Source organism: Microbacterium sulfonylureivorans (genome assembly GCF_003999995.1).
GTDB classification, from domain to species: domain Bacteria; phylum Actinomycetota; class Actinomycetes; order Actinomycetales; family Microbacteriaceae; genus Microbacterium; species Microbacterium sulfonylureivorans.
Genome location: NZ_RJAD01000004.1, coordinates 109548 through 124841, shown reverse-complemented (window position 1 = coordinate 124841; position 15294 = coordinate 109548). Strand labels below are relative to the sequence as shown.

General features: G+C 71.1%; 19 protein-coding genes. 9 read left to right on the top strand and 10 right to left on the bottom strand.

Going from position 1 to position 15294, the window contains the following annotated elements; genetic code table 11:
* Positions 1-84 precede the first annotated feature (84 nt).
* Positions 85-675, bottom strand: coding sequence for a Dps family protein (locus EER34_RS16460; protein WP_127476689.1), 591 nt, complete (start codon positions 673-675; stop codon positions 85-87).
* 190 nt (positions 676-865) lie between these two features.
* Between EER34_RS16460 and EER34_RS16455 the strand changes: the two genes are divergently transcribed.
* Positions 866-1429 (top strand): NYN domain-containing protein, encoded by a 564-nt coding sequence (locus EER34_RS16455; protein WP_127476688.1) that lies wholly within the window; start codon positions 866-868, stop codon positions 1427-1429.
* A gap of 83 nt (positions 1430-1512) precedes the next feature.
* Complete coding sequence (locus EER34_RS16450) at positions 1513-1995, top strand: VanZ family protein (RefSeq protein WP_127476686.1); 483 nt, start codon at positions 1513-1515, stop codon at positions 1993-1995.
* Here EER34_RS16450 and EER34_RS16445 read toward each other — a convergent pair.
* From EER34_RS16445 to EER34_RS16435, 3 genes are read right to left on the bottom strand one after another with little or no spacing between them, the layout of a single operon-like run.
* The gene (locus tag EER34_RS16445; protein WP_127476684.1) at positions 1978-3108 is read right to left on the bottom strand and encodes a sensor histidine kinase; all 1131 of its coding nucleotides are present in this window, start codon (positions 3106-3108) and stop codon (positions 1978-1980) included. The two genes, EER34_RS16450 and EER34_RS16445, sit on opposite strands and share 18 nt — an antisense overlap.
* A complete protein-coding gene (locus EER34_RS16440; RefSeq protein WP_127476683.1) occupies positions 3095-3772 on the bottom strand; it encodes a response regulator transcription factor in 678 nt (225 codons plus the stop codon). Before EER34_RS16440 ends, EER34_RS16445 begins: the two co-directional genes overlap by 14 nt.
* A 57-nt stretch (positions 3773-3829) precedes the next feature.
* Complete coding sequence (locus EER34_RS16435) at positions 3830-5347, bottom strand: SulP family inorganic anion transporter (RefSeq protein WP_127476681.1); 1518 nt, start codon at positions 5345-5347, stop codon at positions 3830-3832.
* A 164-nt stretch (positions 5348-5511) separates the two neighbouring features.
* Between EER34_RS16435 and EER34_RS16430 the strand changes: the two genes are divergently transcribed.
* From EER34_RS16430 to EER34_RS16420, 3 genes are all read left to right on the top strand, one after another.
* Entirely contained in the window at positions 5512-6258 is a 747-nt protein-coding gene (locus EER34_RS16430; protein ID WP_127476680.1) for a sulfurtransferase, read from the top strand.
* A complete protein-coding gene (locus EER34_RS16425; RefSeq protein WP_127476678.1) occupies positions 6255-6662 on the top strand; it encodes a DUF3054 domain-containing protein in 408 nt (135 codons plus the stop codon). Before EER34_RS16430 ends, EER34_RS16425 begins: the two co-directional genes overlap by 4 nt.
* Before the next feature lie 121 nt (positions 6663-6783).
* Positions 6784-7149: a cupin domain-containing protein gene (locus tag EER34_RS16420; RefSeq protein ID WP_127476677.1), complete on the top strand. Its 366-nt coding sequence runs from the start codon at positions 6784-6786 to the stop codon at positions 7147-7149.
* Positions 7150-7161: 12 nt separating this feature from the next.
* On the opposite strand, the gene EER34_RS16415 is transcribed toward EER34_RS16420, so the two are convergent.
* Complete coding sequence (locus tag EER34_RS16415) at positions 7162-8253, bottom strand: serine hydrolase domain-containing protein (protein ID WP_127476675.1); 1092 nt, start codon at positions 8251-8253, stop codon at positions 7162-7164.
* Between the two features lie 63 nt (positions 8254-8316).
* On the opposite strand from EER34_RS16415, the gene EER34_RS16410 reads away from it, so the two are divergent.
* Positions 8317-8835, top strand: a complete 519-nt coding sequence (locus EER34_RS16410; protein ID WP_164743596.1) for a PadR family transcriptional regulator — start codon at positions 8317-8319, stop codon at positions 8833-8835.
* A 60-nt stretch (positions 8836-8895) separates the two neighbouring features.
* Here the strand turns inward: EER34_RS16410 and EER34_RS16405 are convergent, their stop codons facing one another.
* The 4 genes from EER34_RS16405 to EER34_RS16390 are packed head-to-tail and all read right to left on the bottom strand — an operon-like array spanning position 8896 to position 12064.
* Positions 8896-9810, bottom strand: coding sequence for an ABC transporter substrate-binding protein (locus EER34_RS16405; RefSeq protein WP_127476671.1), 915 nt, complete (start codon positions 9808-9810; stop codon positions 8896-8898).
* Positions 9811-9837: 27 nt separating this feature from the next.
* A complete protein-coding gene (locus tag EER34_RS16400; RefSeq protein ID WP_127476670.1) occupies positions 9838-10569 on the bottom strand; it encodes an ABC transporter permease in 732 nt (243 codons plus the stop codon).
* Positions 10566-11243 carry an ABC transporter permease gene (locus EER34_RS16395; RefSeq protein ID WP_127476668.1) on the bottom strand — a complete coding sequence of 226 codons (678 nt, stop codon included), beginning with the start codon at positions 11241-11243 and terminating at the stop codon, positions 10566-10568. Before EER34_RS16395 ends, EER34_RS16400 begins: the two co-directional genes overlap by 4 nt.
* Entirely contained in the window at positions 11240-12064 is an 825-nt protein-coding gene (locus EER34_RS16390; protein ID WP_127476667.1) for an ABC transporter ATP-binding protein, read from the bottom strand. The genes EER34_RS16395 and EER34_RS16390 overlap by 4 nt, the downstream gene beginning before the upstream one ends.
* Positions 12065-12228: 164 nt before the next feature.
* Here EER34_RS16390 and EER34_RS16385 point away from each other — a divergent pair, with 164 nt between their 5' ends.
* From EER34_RS16385 to EER34_RS16375, 3 genes are read left to right on the top strand one after another with little or no spacing between them, the layout of a single operon-like run.
* Complete coding sequence (locus EER34_RS16385; RefSeq protein WP_127476665.1) at positions 12229-13647, top strand: dihydrolipoyl dehydrogenase family protein; 1419 nt, start codon at positions 12229-12231, stop codon at positions 13645-13647.
* Between the two features lie 40 nt (positions 13648-13687).
* Positions 13688-14185: a DUF427 domain-containing protein gene (locus EER34_RS16380; protein ID WP_127476663.1), complete on the top strand. Its 498-nt coding sequence runs from the start codon at positions 13688-13690 to the stop codon at positions 14183-14185.
* A 34-nt stretch (positions 14186-14219) separates the two neighbouring features.
* Positions 14220-14831, top strand: a complete 612-nt coding sequence (locus EER34_RS16375) for a GyrI-like domain-containing protein (protein WP_127476661.1) — start codon at positions 14220-14222, stop codon at positions 14829-14831.
* On the opposite strand, the gene EER34_RS16370 is transcribed toward EER34_RS16375, so the two are convergent.
* Positions 14828-15241, bottom strand: a complete 414-nt coding sequence (locus EER34_RS16370) for a gamma-glutamylcyclotransferase family protein (RefSeq protein WP_127476660.1) — start codon at positions 15239-15241, stop codon at positions 14828-14830. The two genes, EER34_RS16375 and EER34_RS16370, sit on opposite strands and share 4 nt — an antisense overlap.
* Between the last annotated feature and the right edge of the window lie 53 nt (positions 15242-15294).

Here is a 15294-nt window from a genome sequence, read left to right as displayed (position 1 = left end):
CAGGGTAGCGACCCGGTGAAGTGGTCCGGGGATGGCACTGCCCGCCGTCCGGGGGGAGGCGGGCAGCGTCGAGCGCCTAGGGGGTCACCGCTTGGGGGTGCGGTTCTCCGCGCTCACCATCCACGAGAGCTGCTCCACGCGTTCGAGGATCGCGTGGAGGATGTCGGCGCTCGTGGGGTCTTCGTCGTCGACGTCGTCGTGCACGTCGCGGCACGTCGTGGCCACGGCATCCAGTCGCTCCGTCATCAGGTCGACGACCTCGCTCGTGGCGATCTCGCCCTGGGGGAACTCCGGCAGCGTCGTGGTCTGGGCGACCAGGTCGCTGCGCCCGTCCGGCAGCGCGTGGAGCGAGCGCATGCGCTCGGCGACGGTGTCGCCGAAGTCGCGGGCCGCCTCGATGATCTCGTCGAGCTGCAGATGGGTGTCGCGGAAGTTGCGGCCCACGACGTTCCAGTGGGCCTGCTTGCCCTGCAGCGACAGCTCGATGAGGTCGACCAGCACCTTCTGGAGGTTCTCGCTGAGGGACTCCGATGCCGTGAACCCCTGCTCAGCGTTCTGCTCGCTGGTCAGCTCGGCGCCGACACCGCCGCGGGCGCTGCGACGCTTGTTGCGCGCCGTCGAGGCGGTGGAGGCGGACTTCGTCGTGCTCGTCTTCTTCGCAGTGGTCGTGGCCAAGGGGTTCTCCTGTCGTCGGAACACTTCGACCGTACGCACCGAGCCCCCTCTCGCGTACGGGGATTGCCCTGCGCGCGGTCGAGTGCTACCGCGTGGTCTCCTCGCCTCGCCGGTCCCGAGGTGCTCGCGCCGGAGGCCGCCTAGGATCGACGAGGGGACGCGCAACGGCGAGCCCGGCGAGGAGACCCGAGTGAGCGACAACGACGGCCGCACGACGTGGGTGCTGGTGGACGGCGAGAACATCGACGCGACGCTCGGCGGGTCGATCCTCGGACGCCGCCCGCAGCCGGATGAGCGTCCGCGCTGGGACCGGCTGATGTCGTTCGCGTCGCGCAAGTGGAAGCAGTCCGCGCGCGGCCTGTTCTTCCTCAACGCGACGACCGGCATCCCGATGGCCTTCGTCCAGGCGCTGAAGGCCATGGACTACCAGGTCGTCCCGCTCTCCGGCGGGCCGGACGAGAAAGTCGTCGACATCGCCATCCAGCGCACTCTCGGCGCCCTCGCCGACCGCGCCGACGACGTCATGCTCGTCAGCCACGACGGTGACTTCCTCGACGACGTCGCCGCGCTGATCGACGGCGAGCGCCGCGTCGGCGTTCTCGCGTTCACCGAGTTCCGCAACGCCGGCTTCTCGTCGATCCCCGGGCTCGAGCGCTTCGACCTCGAGTACGACGCCCAGGTCTTCGACGCACCGCTGCCGCGCGTGCGCGTCATCCCGATCGACGAGTTCGACCCGGCGGCGTTCCTGCGCTGAGCGCGGCTTCCGCATACGCTCCCGCAACATCGCTCCCGCTGGACTGGACCTGCCGGTCCGTCAGCCGGCGGGAGGCGGGAGCCATGTCGGACAGCGCACGCGCAGCACGGAGCCGGACCACTCGGGCGGTCGCCGCCGTCGCCGCGATCGTCGCAGTGGCGGTCCTCACCCTCGGGCCGCGCGCCCTGGTGGCGCCGGCGCGCGGCGAGTTCATGCGGCTGATGGATGTCGTGACCGCGCCCCTGCTGGTGTGGATCCCGTACGGCGACGCCGAGCGGATCCTCAACACCCTGCTGTTCGTCCCGCTCGGTGCGACGATCGCGCTGCTGCTGCGCAAGCGGTACTGGGTGCTGGCCGTGCTCGCCGGACTCGCCCTGTCCGCCGCCGTCGAGTACGCGCAGGCATCGATCCCCGGTCGTGTCCCGGACCCCGAGGACGTGTTCTGGAACACCGCAGGCGCCGTGATCGGCGTCGTCGCCGTCACGATCTGCCGGTTGACCGTCAGCGCCGTCGAGGCCATCCGCCGTGCGTCGACTCGCGCCGCTCGGTCAGCGGCCGGGCGGTGACCCGGGGAGCGTCACCCGCACGCCGAGCCCGCCCTCCGGCCGCGCCGCCACCTCGACCGCCCCTCCGTGGGCGCGCGCGATCGATTCCACGATCGCCAGGCCGAGGCCCGAGCCGTCCTCGCCGCTCGCACTGCGGGCGCGGCCCGCACCCCTCACGAACGGCTCCAGGAGCGTCGTCGCCACGCGGGGGTCGATGAGGGCGCCGGTGTTCGCGACCGTCAGCACGGCCGAACCGCCGGCTCCCGGCGCTGTGGTGACCGAGATCCACCCGCCCTGGACGTTGTGCACGACGGCGTTGTGCACCAGGTTCGCGGCGAGCCGGCCGAGGAGCGTGCGATTGCCGAGCGCGGGCGCCGGGCCGAGCGCGGAATCGATCCGGATGCCGCGGGCCTCGGCATCCGCCCGCTCGTCGTCGATGGCCTCGGCCCCGATCGTCGCGAGGTCGACGGGCTCGCGGTCCCACGTGCCGCCCCGCCCGGCACGGGCGAGGGCGAGGAGCGCTTCGGTGATCGCGATCGCGCGGTCGTTCGTCGCGCCCACGCGCCGGAGCAGCTCGTCGACGTCGCGGCCGTCGGGATCCGCCTCGGCGACCTCGACCATGGTCCGGATGATCGCGTGCGGGGTCCGCAGCTCGTGCGAGGCGTTGGCGGCGAAGCGGCGCTCCTCGTCGAGCGTGTGCTGGACGCGTCCGAGCATCGCGTCGAAGGCGTCGGCCAGGTCGGTGAGCTCGTCACCGGGTCCGGGCAGGGCGATGCGATGGTCGAGCGACCCGTCGCGCGCGCGGCGCGCGGCATCGGTGATGCGGTCCAGCGGCCGCAGCATCTGCCCGGCGAGGAGCCATCCGCCCAGGAGCCCGATCACGACCAGGAGTGCCAGTGCCCACCAGGCGTACTTGACGAACACCTCGACGAGGTTCGTGCGATTCGGCGCCCAGCCGCCGCCGACGACGTAGACGTTGCCTTCGGGCACGAAGCGGAGCAGCAGGAAGCCGACCGCGAACAGGGCGATGCCGGCGATGACGAGGAATCCTGCGTAGCTCAGCGCGAGCTTGATCCGCACAGACAGCCCGCGCGGGCGGTCGGCGGGGGCTCCGGATGCCTCAGCCGGCGGCATCCGCTGCCTCGCTCACGCGGTAGCCGACGCCCGCGACCGTCTCGATCACCCAGGGCTCGCCGAGGCGCTTGCGCAGGGTCGAGATGGTGATGCGGACGGCGTTGGTGAACGGGTCGGCGTTCTCGTCCCACGCCCGCTCGAGCAGGTCCTCGGCGCTGACGACGCCGCCTCGTGCCGACAGGAGGACCTCGAGCACGGCGAACTGCTTGCGGGTGAGGGCGACGTACCGCCCGTCGCGGTACACCTCTCGGCGGAACGGATCGAGCCGCAGCCCGCCGAACTCGATGACCGGGGGAGCGCCGGCCGCGGGTCGGCGGCCGAGGGCGCGCAGCCGCAGCACGAGCTCGCGCAGGGCGAAGGGCTTGGTGAGATAGTCGTCCGCGCCGCTCTCGAACCCGGTCTCCTTGTCGTCGAGGCGGTCGGCGGCCGTCAGCATGAGGATGCGCGGCCCGGCAGGCGTGGCGGCGACGTGCCGCGCGATCTCGTCGCCGTTCGGGCCGGGGATGTCGCGATCGAGGACGACCACGTCGTACTGGTTCACCGCGAGCTGCTCGAGCGCCGTGTCGCCGTCGCCTGCGAGGTCGGCGGCGATCGCCTCGAGCCGGAGTCCGTCGCGGATGGCCTCGGCGAGGTACAGCTCGTCCTCGACGATCAGCACGCGCATGCCGACAGCCTAGATCGCGGGCTGTATCGCCGGCATATGCGAAACGTGCGGGGCGGTTCAGTCCCCGCCCGACAGCTCGCCGCTCAGTCGCCCGTGGAACGCGGTTGTCGCCGCGTTCATCCCTTCGAGCTCGACGGCGGTCCCGCGTTGCCCGTACTTCGTGACGATGGCGTCGAGGGCGGCGACGGTCGAGGCATCCCACACGTGCGATCGCGACATGTCGATCACGACCCTCGCAGGGTCGGCCGCGTACTCGAACTGCGTCGTGAGGTCGTTGCTCGATGCGAAGAACAGCTCGCCGTCGACGCGGTACCGCGCCACGTCGCCGTCGACGGTGCGGGTGACCGTCGTGAAGTGGGCGACCCGGCGGGCGAAGAGCACCATCGCCGACAAAACGCCGGCGATCACCCCGATCGCGAGGTTATGCGTCCAGACGGTGAGCCCGACGGTGACGAGCATGACGGCGGTCTCGCTGAGAGGCATCCGCTTCAGGGTCGACGGCCGGATGCTGTGCCAGTCGAACGTCGAGACCGAGACGACGATCATCACGGCGACCAGCGCCGCCATCGGGATGATCGCGACGACGTCGCCGAGCACCACGACCAGCACCAGCACGAACACGCCCGCCATGAACGTCGAGATGCGCGTGCGAGCGCCGGACGCCTTCACGCCGATCATCGTCTGGCCGATCATCGCGCAGCCCCCCGTCCCGCCGAAGAAGGCCGAGGCCAGGTTCGCGACCCCGAGCCCCCACGCCTCGCGCGTCTTGCGGGAATGCGTGTCGGTGATGTCGTCGACGAGCTTGGCAGTCATGAGCGACTCGAGCAGGCCGACGAGGGCCACCGCGAAGGCGTAGGGCGCGATGATCTGCAGCGTCTCCCATGTGAGCGGGACGTTCGGGATCAGCAGCTCCGGCAGGCTCCGGGGCAGCTCGCCCTGGTCGCCGACGTCGGGCACGGCGATGCCGAACACGGCGACGACGGCAGTGAGGAGCACGACCGCGACGAGCGGAGCGGGGACCGCTCGGGTGATCCGCGGCCACAGATACAGGATGCCGAGTCCGGCGACGACGAGCACGTAGACCGCCCACGGCACGTCGATGAGCTGTGGCAGCTGTGAGACGAAGATGAGAATCGCAAGCGCGTTCACGAACCCGACCATGACGCTTCGCGGGATGAACCGCATGAGCTTGGCGACGCCGAGCACCGCGAGCACGATCTGGATGACGCCCGCCAGCACCACCGTCGCGATGAAGTAGTCCATGCCGTACTCGCGCGCGACGGGGGCGATCACGAGGGCGACGGCACCCGCGGCGGCTGTGATCATCGCGGGTCGGCCGCCTGTGAAGGCGATGACGACCGCGAGCACGAACGAGGAGAAGAGTCCGACGCGCGGGTCGACTCCGGCGACCACCGAGAACGCGATCGCCTCGGGGATGAGCGCGATCGCCACGACGAGCCCGGCGAGCACCTCGCGGGTGAGCAGTCGCGGACTCCGCAGCGCCTGTACGACCGTCGGCTCGATGCGGTAGCGCGACGGCGCGTCGACGGGAGGGGGAGGGACGGGCGATGCCATGGGTGCGCTCCGATGCTGGGGGCGGGCGCTCGCCGTTGCGCGCGTCGGCCGGGAGGATCCGGCGGAGGGAGAGCCGCGACCGCGGCGGGGCGAGTCTACCCTCGGGCGCCGCCTGCGGCGGGCGCGGAGGTGGACCACAGGCGCCGGAACGTAGGCTTGATGCCGTGGCATCCGTCCTGAACATCTCGGCGTATCTGTTCACGCGGATCGACGACCGCGAGACACTGCGCCCGCTGCTGCGCGCGCGTGCCGTCGCTGCCGGGCTCAAGGGCACGATCCTCCTCGCCGAAGAGGGCATCAACGTCTTCCTCGCCGGCGCGCCCGGCTCCGTGCGCGGCTTCGTCGCCGACCTCCGGCTCGACCCCCGCTTCGCCGCCCTCACCACGAAGGAGAGCTGGTCGGACGAGCAGCCGTTCGGCAGGATGCTCGTGAGGCTCAAGCGCGAGATCATCCGCATGGACCACCCGACCATCCGTCCCGAGTCGGGCCGCGCGCCCGCCGTCGCCCCGGCGACCCTGCGGCGGTGGCTCGACCAGGGCCACGACGACTCCGGTCGCGAGGTCGTGCTCCTCGACACCCGCAACGCATTCGAGGTCGACTACGGCACATTCGCCGGGGCGATCGACTGGCGGATCGAGCGGTTCACGCAGTTCCCCGGCGCAGCCGCCGATCACCGCGACGATCTCGTCGGCAAGACCGTCGTGAGCTTCTGCACGGGCGGCATCCGGTGCGAGAAGGCCGCGATCCACCTGCGCGAGAGCGGGGTCGACGCGCTCCAGCTCGACGGCGGCATCCTCGGCTACTTCGAGCAGGTCGGCGGTGCGCACTGGACGGGGGAGTGCTTCGTGTTCGACGAGCGCGAGGCTCTCACGCCGTCGCTCGAGCCGCGTCTCGTCGGTGCCGCGTCATGAGCGGGCCCTCCTCGGCTTCGCCGGTGTCGTCGCGCGCCGTCGCCGGCGCCTTCGCGCTCGACGTCGTGCTCGTCGTCGTGTTCGCCGCGATCGGCCGAGCGAGCCACGGCGAGGACGCGCTCGCCGGCCTCTGGATCACGGCGTGGCCGTTCCTGGCCGGCCTCGTCGCCGGGTGGCTCATCACTCAGGGATGGAATGCGCCGACGGCCCCCGCGCGGACGGGGCTCGGCATCTGGGCGATCACCGTCGCGGGCGGCATGCTGCTGCGCGCGGCATCCGGTCAGGGCATCGCCGTCGCCTTCGTCATCGTGGCCGCGATCACGCTTCTGCTGTTCCTCGTGGGGTGGCGGGTGATCGCGCGCCTGGTGTCTCGGGCGCGCGTCGCGAAGTCATCGCCGCGCTGAGCCGCCGTCGCCCTGAGCCGCCGCCGCGGTGTCCGCTCCCTTCGGGAGGCGCATGCCGCCGAGTGCGGCGCTCCCGAGCGACGGGGTGACGTCGTCGCACTCCGTGGCTAGCGTGAAGCGCATGAGCGACGACATCCGGAACATCTCGGCCGCACTCGCCCGCGTGCCGGGTCCCTGGCAGCCCCACCGGCTCGTGAGCGTCAACGACTACGACGTGAAGGTGGTCAAGATCCAGGGGGAGTTCGTCTGGCACACCCACCCCGACACCGATGAGCTCTTCCTCGTCATCGAGGGCGAGCTCACCATTCAGCTGCGCGATCGCGACGTCGTGCTCGGGCCGAACGACGTCTTCGTCGTCCCGCGCGGCGTCGAGCATTGCCCGAAGGCCGTGGATGAGGTGCACGCGCTGCTCTTCGAGCCGAAGGGAACCGTCAACACGGGCGATGCCGGCGGAGAACTGACCTCAGCGCTGCACGAGCTCGAGTGACGGACCCACCGCTCAGCGCATCGAGCCCAGCACCTTCTGCAGCAGCCGGATGTGGAGCTGGAAGCTGTCCGTCATCTCCGCGGTCGAATGCAGGTTCAGCACGATCGTGATGTCGCGGGCGGGGTCGGAGAACAGGTGCACGCCGGTCACGCCGAGGTGGCCGATCGTGCGGGGCAGCCCGAACAGGAGCGGGAAGAACCCGGCATACCGCAGCTCCATGAGGCCGGCGCCGTAGTGGATGCCGGGGCGGAACCGATGCTCGATCCGCGTCATCCGCTCCCGCGACGCGTCACCGAGGAGGGCTCCGCCGTGCCACGCCGCGGCGAACCGGTGGAGGTCGTCGACCGTGGAGACGACTCCGCCCCCGCCCCAGTCGCAGCTCAGGCTGCGCGCGCGACTGAGGTCGACGCCGTCCACGAGGATCGGAGCGATGCCGAGGGCGGCGCCGGGGTCGGGATCGACGGATGCCGTGCCACCGGGCATCGTGTGGAACAGCAGGCACGAGGCATCCATCCCCGCGGGGCCCAGGATTCGATCGTGCAGCTGGGTGCCCAGCGGCGCTCCGCCGGCCTCCTCGATCACGCGTGCGAGCAGCACGTACCCGGTGTCGGAGTACGAGAAGCGCTCGCCGGGTGCGCCGACCGGTCGCTGGTGCTCGCGTGAGAACGCGAGGAGGCGCCCGGCCGTGTAGAGCTCGTCACGACGCCGCGTGACACGGCTCGTGAACGACTCGCCGGTGTCGTTGGGTCCGTCGAAGTAGTCGGCGACGCCGCTGGTGTGCGTGAGGAGGTGGTGCGGGGTGACGGATGCCGCGGCATCCCGCCCCTCTCGAGCGAACAGCCGGTCGGTCTCGCCCGCCGGGAGAAGCGCGGTGATCGGCACGTCGAGGTCGAGGGCGCCGGTCTCGGCGAGCTGCAGCGCGAGCGTGGCGGTCATCATCTTGCCCACACTCGCCGCATGGAAGCGGCGATCGCGGTCGCCCGCGGCGAACTCCAGGCCCGGCGCCCGCACGAGCACCTGAGGGTCGGGAAGGGATGCGCGCCTGCGCGCGAACCGGTCGGTGACCTTCGTCAGATCGGCGGCGATGTCGGTGTGTCGAGCCATGATCCTTATTCCCCTGAGATATATCTAAGGGAAACATTGGCAGAGATCGCCGCGGAGGTACAGATGCAGTTCATGATCCTGGGCCTGCTCATGCTCGCGCCGATGTCGCTCTACGACGTGCACAAGCAGTTCCTGGCGGGGCCGTCGCTGTTCTACAGCGCGAGCTTCGGAAGCATCCAGCGCGCGCTGCGGCAGCTCGCCGCCCAGGATCTGGTGACGGTGACGGATGCCGCGGACTCCGCGCGGGGCCGGAAGGTGCATGCCCTCACGCCCGCCGGCGTCGTGGCGTGGCGCACCTGGATGCACGAGCCGATCGGCGGGGCGAACGCCGAGACGGCGATGCTCGCGAAGGTGTTCCTGCTCGGTCTGCTTCCCGCCGGCGCCGACCGCGATGAGGCGCTCGAGGTGCTGCAGCAGAGCGTGGCCGCCGCGCTGGCCGGGCTGCGTGACGTCGCACGCGGACTCGATGCGACCCCCGTGCCGTCGGCGTATGCCGACGCCTTCCGCTACCAGCGGGCCACCCTCGACTACGGGCTGCGCTCGCACGAGCTCGCACTCGCCTGGCTCGAGGAGCTGGGCTGAGGTCGCACAGACGCCGAAGGGCCGGACGGCGAAACCGTCCGGCCCTTCGGGTGGATCAGATCAGTCGAGACCGTTCTCGGCGAGCCACGCGGTCGCGATGTCTTCGGCCGACATCTGGTCGACCGTGGACTGCACGTTGAGCGCGACCAGACCCTCCGGGGTGAGGGCGGCACTGACCGCGTTGATGACGTCGGCGATCTCGTCGGCGACGTCCTCGCTCACCACGGGGACCACGTTCGACGCGAGGAAGAGTCCCTCGGGGTCTTCGAGCGTGACGAGGTCCTTCGTCTTGATGAGTGGGTCGGCGCTGTACACGTTCGCCACCTGGATGTTGCCGGCGACGAGTTCGTCGACGGTCGTGTCGGCGGTGGCCTCGAAGCCGACCGTCACGCCGTAGACCGACTCGAGCCCGGAGGGACCGTATGGGCGCTCCTCGAGCTCGGGGGCGCCGCCGAGCACAAGACCCTCGATGCCGGCGAGGTCTCCGATCGACACGAGGTCGTTCTCCTCGGCGAAGGCCGCGGTGACGTTGTACGAGTCCTGGTCGGTCGCGGGCGACTGGTCGAGCACCGTGAGCCCGTCGGGCAGCGCCTCCTGCAGGGCGGCGTACACGTCATCGGACGTGGTGGCGGTCGTCTCCGGGTCGAAGAACTGCAGCAGGTTGCCGGTGTACTCGGGGAAGAGGTCGACTGCCCCGCTCTCGAGCTCCGGCATGTAGGCATCGCGCTGACCGATGTTGAAGCTGCGCTCGACCTCGAAGCCGGCGCCCTCGAGTGCCTGCGCGTAGATCTCGGCGATGATCTCGTTGGAGTAGTACGCCTGCGAACCGACGACGATCGTCGAGGAACCGCCGGGCTCGTCGGTCGATCCGTCGTCGCCTGTGAGCGGGTCGCTCGAGGCGCAGCCGGCGAGGGCGAGCGCCGCGACCGCGGTCGCGCCGAGCGCCAGGGTGAGGCGGGTGCGTGCTGTGGACATGGTGGGACCTCCGGTGTGGGTGAGGGGTCAGGCCGGCGCGTTCGCGACGGTACGCGTGCGAGCCGCGGTGGGACGAGGGGTGGAACGCCGGGGCGCGGAGACTCCACGAGGGACGACAACGCGCTGGAGCAGTGCGAACATTCCGTCGAGCAGGAGGGCGAGCGCGATCACGACGATCGAGGCGCCGAGGATCTGGGGGAAGTCGCGGAGAGGGATGCCCTGGATGATGTAGAAGCCCAGGCCGCCCAGACCGATGTAGGCCGCGATCGTGACGGTCGCGACGACCTGCAGAGTGGCGGCCCGCAGCCCGCCGATGAGCAGGGGCAGCCCGAGCGGGACCTCGATCTTCCAGAGGATCTGCCACGGCGTCATGCCCATGGCGCGCCCGGCGTCGATGACGCTGCGGTCGATCGCCTCGAACCCGGCGTACGCGCCGGCGAGGATGGAGGGGATCGCGAGCACCACGAATGCCGCGACGGCCGCCTCGGTCTTGAGGGTGACGCCCACGAGCAGGTACAGCAGAACGATGAGTCCGAGCGACGGCAGCGCGCGCGCGGCGCCGGAGACGGCGACCGCGAACTCGCGGCCGCGCCCGGTGTGCCCGATCAGCCACCCCGCCGGAATGGCGATGACGGCGGCGATCAGGACCGAGCCGAAGGTGAACGCCAGGTGCTGGGCGATGGCGGTGGGCAGCGGCAGCGATCCGGTCAGCCGCTCGGGGGAGAAGATCCAGGCGAAGGCCTCGAGGAAGTAGTTCACGCGGTCACCGCCGCTCGGAGGGCGCGCTCCGCGCGCGTCGGCCGCCGCCGGTTCCACGGCATGAGGGCGCGTCCTGCGACGATGAGGAGCAGGTCGATGATCAGGGCGATCACCACGACCGCCACGACTCCCGCGAGCACCTCGGGGATGATCCGTCGCTGTGAGCCGTTGGTGAAGAGGTAGCCGAGGTTCTCCACCCCGATGAGGATGCCCACCGTGGCGAGCGAGATCGTCGAGGACGCCGTCACGCGCAGACCCGCGAGCAGCACGGGGCCGGCGAGCGGGAAGTCGACGGTCCAGAACCGCCGCCAGGCGCCGAAGCCGACCGCCACGGCGGCCTCGCGCGTGACGGGGTCCACCGACGCGAGGCCGTCCGCGACCGATCGCGTCATGATCGCCACGGCGTAGATGGTCAGCGCGACGATGAGGTTGAGCTCCGACAGGTACGGAACGCCGAACGCCGCGGCCAGCACGGCGAAGAGCCCGAGCGAGGGGATCGTGTAGAGCAGCCCGACCGTCGTCAGGGTGGGCCCGCGCAGCGCGGAGTAGCGGAACGCCGCCCAGCCGATGGGAAGCGCGATCGCGAATCCGAGCACGATGGCGACGAGGCTCTGCCGCAGCTGGTCGAGCGAGAGGCTCCAGATGAGATCGAGGTTGTCGAGGACCCAGGTCATGAGTCGTCTCCGACCAGAACCCCCTGCGTGCGGCCGGTGTCGTCGACGAGCACGACGCCCCGCGGGGTCTCTTTGCGGCGGAGGGCCCGCGTGCCCTTCCTCGAGCCGATGAAGTCCGCGACGAAGTCGCTCGCCGGGTTCTCGAGGATCTCGTCCGCGGTGCCGAGCTGGGCGATCTTGGCGCCCTTCTCGAGGATCACGATCTGGTCGCCGAGCAGGAACGCCTCGTCGATGTCGTGCGTGACGAAGACGATCGTCTTGTCGAGCTCGCGCTGGAGGCGGAGGGTCTCGGCCTGCAGCTCTTTTCGCACGATGGGGTCCACCGCGCCGAACGGCTCGTCCATCAGGAGGATGTTGGGGTCGACGGCGAGACCGCGCGCGACGCCCACCCGCTGCTGCTGGCCGCCCGAGAGCTGGCTCGGATACCGGTCGGCGAGCGAACGGTCGAGGCCGACGACATCCATCAGCTCGAGTGCCCGCTCGCGGGCCGCCTTGCGGGCGACGCCGCTCAGCACCGGCACCGTCGCGATGTTGTCGGCCACCGTGAAATGGGGAAGCAGGCCGGCGTTCTGCAGCACATACCCGATGCCGCGACGCAGCTTCACGGGGTCGCGCCCGGCGATCGGCTCGTCGTCGATCGCGATGACTCCGCTCGTCGGCTCGACGAGGCGGTTGATCATGCGCAGGAGGGTCGTCTTGCCGCACCCCGACGACCCGACGAGCACGGTCGTCCGGTGCGCGGGCAGCACGAGGCTGAAGTCGTCGACCGCGACGGTGCCGTCGGCGAAGCGCTTCGTGACGGATCGGAACTCGATCGCCATGCTGTCCTTTCGGCGGGTTTCCCAGCCTTCCACAGGTCGGGGACATCGGCGTGGATCGGGGAGATGCTTGACCGCGGCGGTCGTCTGTGCTGTCTTCGGCGCCGACGGCGGAGCGGATTGTCAAGAGCGACCCACGTGTCACGCAGCGCCGCTACCGTGGGCGCATGAGCACCCGTGAATACGACCTCATCGTCATCGGCGCCGGCCCCGTCGGAGAGAACGTCGCGGATCGCGCGAAGCAGGGCGGGCTGTCCGTCGTCGTCGTCGAGAGCGAGCTGGTGGGCGGTGAATGCTCGTACTGGGCATGCATGCCGTCCAAGACGCTGCTCCGCAGCGGGGCGGCGATCCGGGCCGCACGCGACGTCGACGGCGCGAAGCAGGCCGTCACCGGCTCGGTCGACGTCGCCGCCGCCCTCCGACGCCGCGACGCGATCGTCTACGACTGGAACGACACGTCCCAGGTCGAGTGGCTGCAGAGCGTCGGCATCGACCTCGAGCGGGGTCACGGCCGACTGACCGGCGTGCGCGAGGTCACGGTCGAGGCCGCCGACGGCTCTTCGACGACCCTCGTCGCGCGGCACGCGGTGGTGGTCTCGACCGGATCGGCGGCGCTCCTCCCCGACATCCCCGGTCTGAGGGATGCCTCGCCCTGGACGAGCCGCGACGCCACCGGCGTGCGCGAGGTGCCGGCATCCCTCGCGATCCTCGGCGGCGGGGTCGTCGGCAGCGAGATGGCGACGCTGTTCACCACGTTCGGCGCCGACGTCACGGTCATCGCGCGCTCCGGCCTGCTCGGCGGGATGGAGCCCTTCGCCGGCGAAGCGGTCGTCGCCGCGCTGCGGGAGGCCGGCGCCGACGTGCGCACCGGCGTCGAGGTCGAGCGGGTCGCGCGCGAGGCCGACGGCGACGTCGTGCTCACTCTCTCGGACGGCGTCGAGGTGCGCGCGGCGGAGGTGCTGGTGGCCACCGGCCGCGTTCCGCGCACGGGCGATGTCGGGTTCGAGACGGTCGGCCTCGAGCCCGGGGCCTGGCTCGACGTCGACGACACCCTCCGCGTGCGCGGACTCGACTGGCTCTACGGCGTCGGCGACGTCAACCACCGGGCGCTGCTGACGCACCAGGGCAAGTACCAGGCTCGCGCCGCCGGTGACGTCATCGCCGCCCGGGCCCGCGGCGACGAGGTCGACGACGCACCGTGGGGCGCTCATGTCGCCACCGCCGACCACGCGAGCGTGCCCCAGGTCACGTTCACCGATCCGGAGGTGGCATCGGTCGGCCACACCGAGGCGTCGGCGACGGCGGCGGGCATCGGCATCCGGGTGCTCGACTACGACCTGTCGTGGATCTCGGGCGCGAGCACGCATGCCGACCACTACAAGGGCCGGGCGCGCGCGATCGTCGACGACGAGCGCCGCGTGCTCGTCGGTGCGACCTTCGTCGGGCCGGACATCGCCGAGCTGCTGCACTCGGCGACGATCGCGATCGTCGGCGAGGTGCCGCTCGACCGGCTGTGGCATGCCGTTCCGTCGTACCCGACGGTGAGCGAGGTGTGGCTGCGCTGGCTGGAGGAGTACGGCCGCTGACGACGACCCCGGCCGGTCTGAGGGCGCTTACGCTCGGATGATGGCCCACCCCACCCCCGATCCCGTCGCCCCCGGCCAGGAGTCGGTGTGGGACTATCCCCGTCCGCCCAGGGTCGAGCGGGTCGATCGGCGCGTCGTGATCCGCCTCGGCGGCGAGGTGATCATCGACACCGGCGACGTCGTGCGGGTGCTCGAGACCAGCCATCCGCCCGTGTACTACCTGCCGATCGCCGACTTCGCCGAGGGGGCCCTCGTGCCGACCGTCGGCGGCTCGTACTGCGAGTTCAAGGGGGCGGCGCGGTACTTCGACGTGCGGGGAGGGGATGCCTCGGCGCCCAAGGGCGCCTGGAACTACCCCGAGCCGGCGCCGGGGTTCGAGCTCCTCGCCGACCGGGTCGCGGTGTACGCCCGGCCGATGGACGCGTGCGAGGTCGACGGCGAGCCGGTGGTGCCGCAGCCCGGCGGGTTCTACGGCGGGTGGATCACGGCGGCGATCGCGGGTCCGTTCAAGGGGACCCCGGGCTCGATGGGCTGGTGACCGCGTCGCCCGCTGTCGATAGCCTGATCGCGACATGAAGATCGACCTCAAGAAGGAGCTGGCCTCCTACACCGCCAAGCGCGGCGTGTTCGACGTCATCGACATCCCGCCCCTGCGGTACCTGATGATCGACGGCCACGGCGATCCGAACACGCAGCCCTACGCCGACGCGATCTCGACGCTGTTCCCGGTGGCGTACAAGCTCAAGTTCATGAGCAAGAAGGAGCTCGGCCGCGACTACGTCGTGATGCCCCTCGAGGCCCAGTGGTGGTCCGACGACATGTCGACCTTCACGACCGACCGCGACAAGTCGAGGTGGGACTGGACGGCGATGATCCTCGTGCCCGATTGGACCACCGACGAGGAGTTCGACCGGGCCCGGGCAGCGGCGGCCGACGCGCCGGCGATCGACCGGCTCCGGCTCGAGACGCTCGACGAGGGGCGGTGCGTGCAGACGCTCCACCTCGGTCCGTTCGACGACGAGGGCCCGGTGCTCGACGAGCTGCACCACGCGTTCATCCCCGCGCAGGGGCTGCGGATGACGGGCCGCCACCACGAGGTCTATCTCAGCGACATCCGCCGCACCGACCCGGCGAAGCTGCGCACGATCCTGCGGCAGCCGGTCTCACCCGCCGACGCAGCCTAGGCCGAGCCGCTCGTCGCGGCGGCGACCGCCACCGAGTAGTCGCCGCTCTCGATCGCGGGCCCGAGCTCGTCGGCGCGCGGCCAGACGAGGACGAGCGCCTCGACCTCGCCGACATCCGAGGTGACCGGCAGCCAGCGGGCGTCGTAGCCGTACAGCAGCTCCTCGTCGACGATCACCCGGTTGACCGCGTCGCCGGGGGCGAGCGAGAGGAGTTCGCCTCGCACCACGCCGGTCGCGCCGTCACCGACGACCAGCAGCGGCCACTCCATCCCGACGTGCCAGAACAGCCTCCCGTCGAGCGCGGCCGGACGGGACTCGAGCACGTGCTCGCTGATCGCGCTCCACAGCGCCATGCCGGGGCGGAGGCTGCCGTAGACGAACAGCGGCAGGGTCGGCGGGGGGAAGGTCACGCCATCCACCGTACTCAGGGCACCGAGCGGATGCCGCGGCCCGGCGTCACAGG

What these genes read in the sequence shown, in the direction of transcription:
- EER34_RS16450 (WP_127476686.1), top strand. Translation starts at nt 1,513, where the DNA reads ATGTCGGACAGCGCACGCGCAGCACGGAGCCGGACCACTCGGGCGGTC.
- EER34_RS16445 (WP_127476684.1), bottom strand. Translation starts at nt 3,108, where the DNA reads ATGCCGCCGGCTGAGGCATCCGGAGCCCCCGCCGACCGCCCGCGCGGG.
- EER34_RS16440 (WP_127476683.1), bottom strand. Translation starts at nt 3,772, where the DNA reads ATGCGCGTGCTGATCGTCGAGGACGAGCTGTACCTCGCCGAGGCCATC.
- EER34_RS16435 (WP_127476681.1), bottom strand. Translation starts at nt 5,347, where the DNA reads ATGGCATCGCCCGTCCCTCCCCCTCCCGTCGACGCGCCGTCGCGCTAC.
- EER34_RS16425 (WP_127476678.1), top strand. Translation starts at nt 6,255, where the DNA reads ATGAGCGGGCCCTCCTCGGCTTCGCCGGTGTCGTCGCGCGCCGTCGCC.
- EER34_RS16420 (WP_127476677.1), top strand. Translation starts at nt 6,784, where the DNA reads ATGAGCGACGACATCCGGAACATCTCGGCCGCACTCGCCCGCGTGCCG.
- EER34_RS16415 (WP_127476675.1), bottom strand. Translation starts at nt 8,253, where the DNA reads ATGGCTCGACACACCGACATCGCCGCCGATCTGACGAAGGTCACCGAC.
- EER34_RS16410 (WP_164743596.1), top strand. Translation starts at nt 8,317, where the DNA reads ATGCAGTTCATGATCCTGGGCCTGCTCATGCTCGCGCCGATGTCGCTC.
- EER34_RS16405 (WP_127476671.1), bottom strand. Translation starts at nt 9,810, where the DNA reads ATGTCCACAGCACGCACCCGCCTCACCCTGGCGCTCGGCGCGACCGCG.
- EER34_RS16395 (WP_127476668.1), bottom strand. Translation starts at nt 11,243, where the DNA reads ATGACCTGGGTCCTCGACAACCTCGATCTCATCTGGAGCCTCTCGCTC.
- EER34_RS16390 (WP_127476667.1), bottom strand. Translation starts at nt 12,064, where the DNA reads ATGGCGATCGAGTTCCGATCCGTCACGAAGCGCTTCGCCGACGGCACC.
- EER34_RS16385 (WP_127476665.1), top strand. Translation starts at nt 12,229, where the DNA reads ATGAGCACCCGTGAATACGACCTCATCGTCATCGGCGCCGGCCCCGTC.
- EER34_RS16380 (WP_127476663.1), top strand. Translation starts at nt 13,688, where the DNA reads ATGGCCCACCCCACCCCCGATCCCGTCGCCCCCGGCCAGGAGTCGGTG.
- EER34_RS16375 (WP_127476661.1), top strand. Translation starts at nt 14,220, where the DNA reads ATGAAGATCGACCTCAAGAAGGAGCTGGCCTCCTACACCGCCAAGCGC.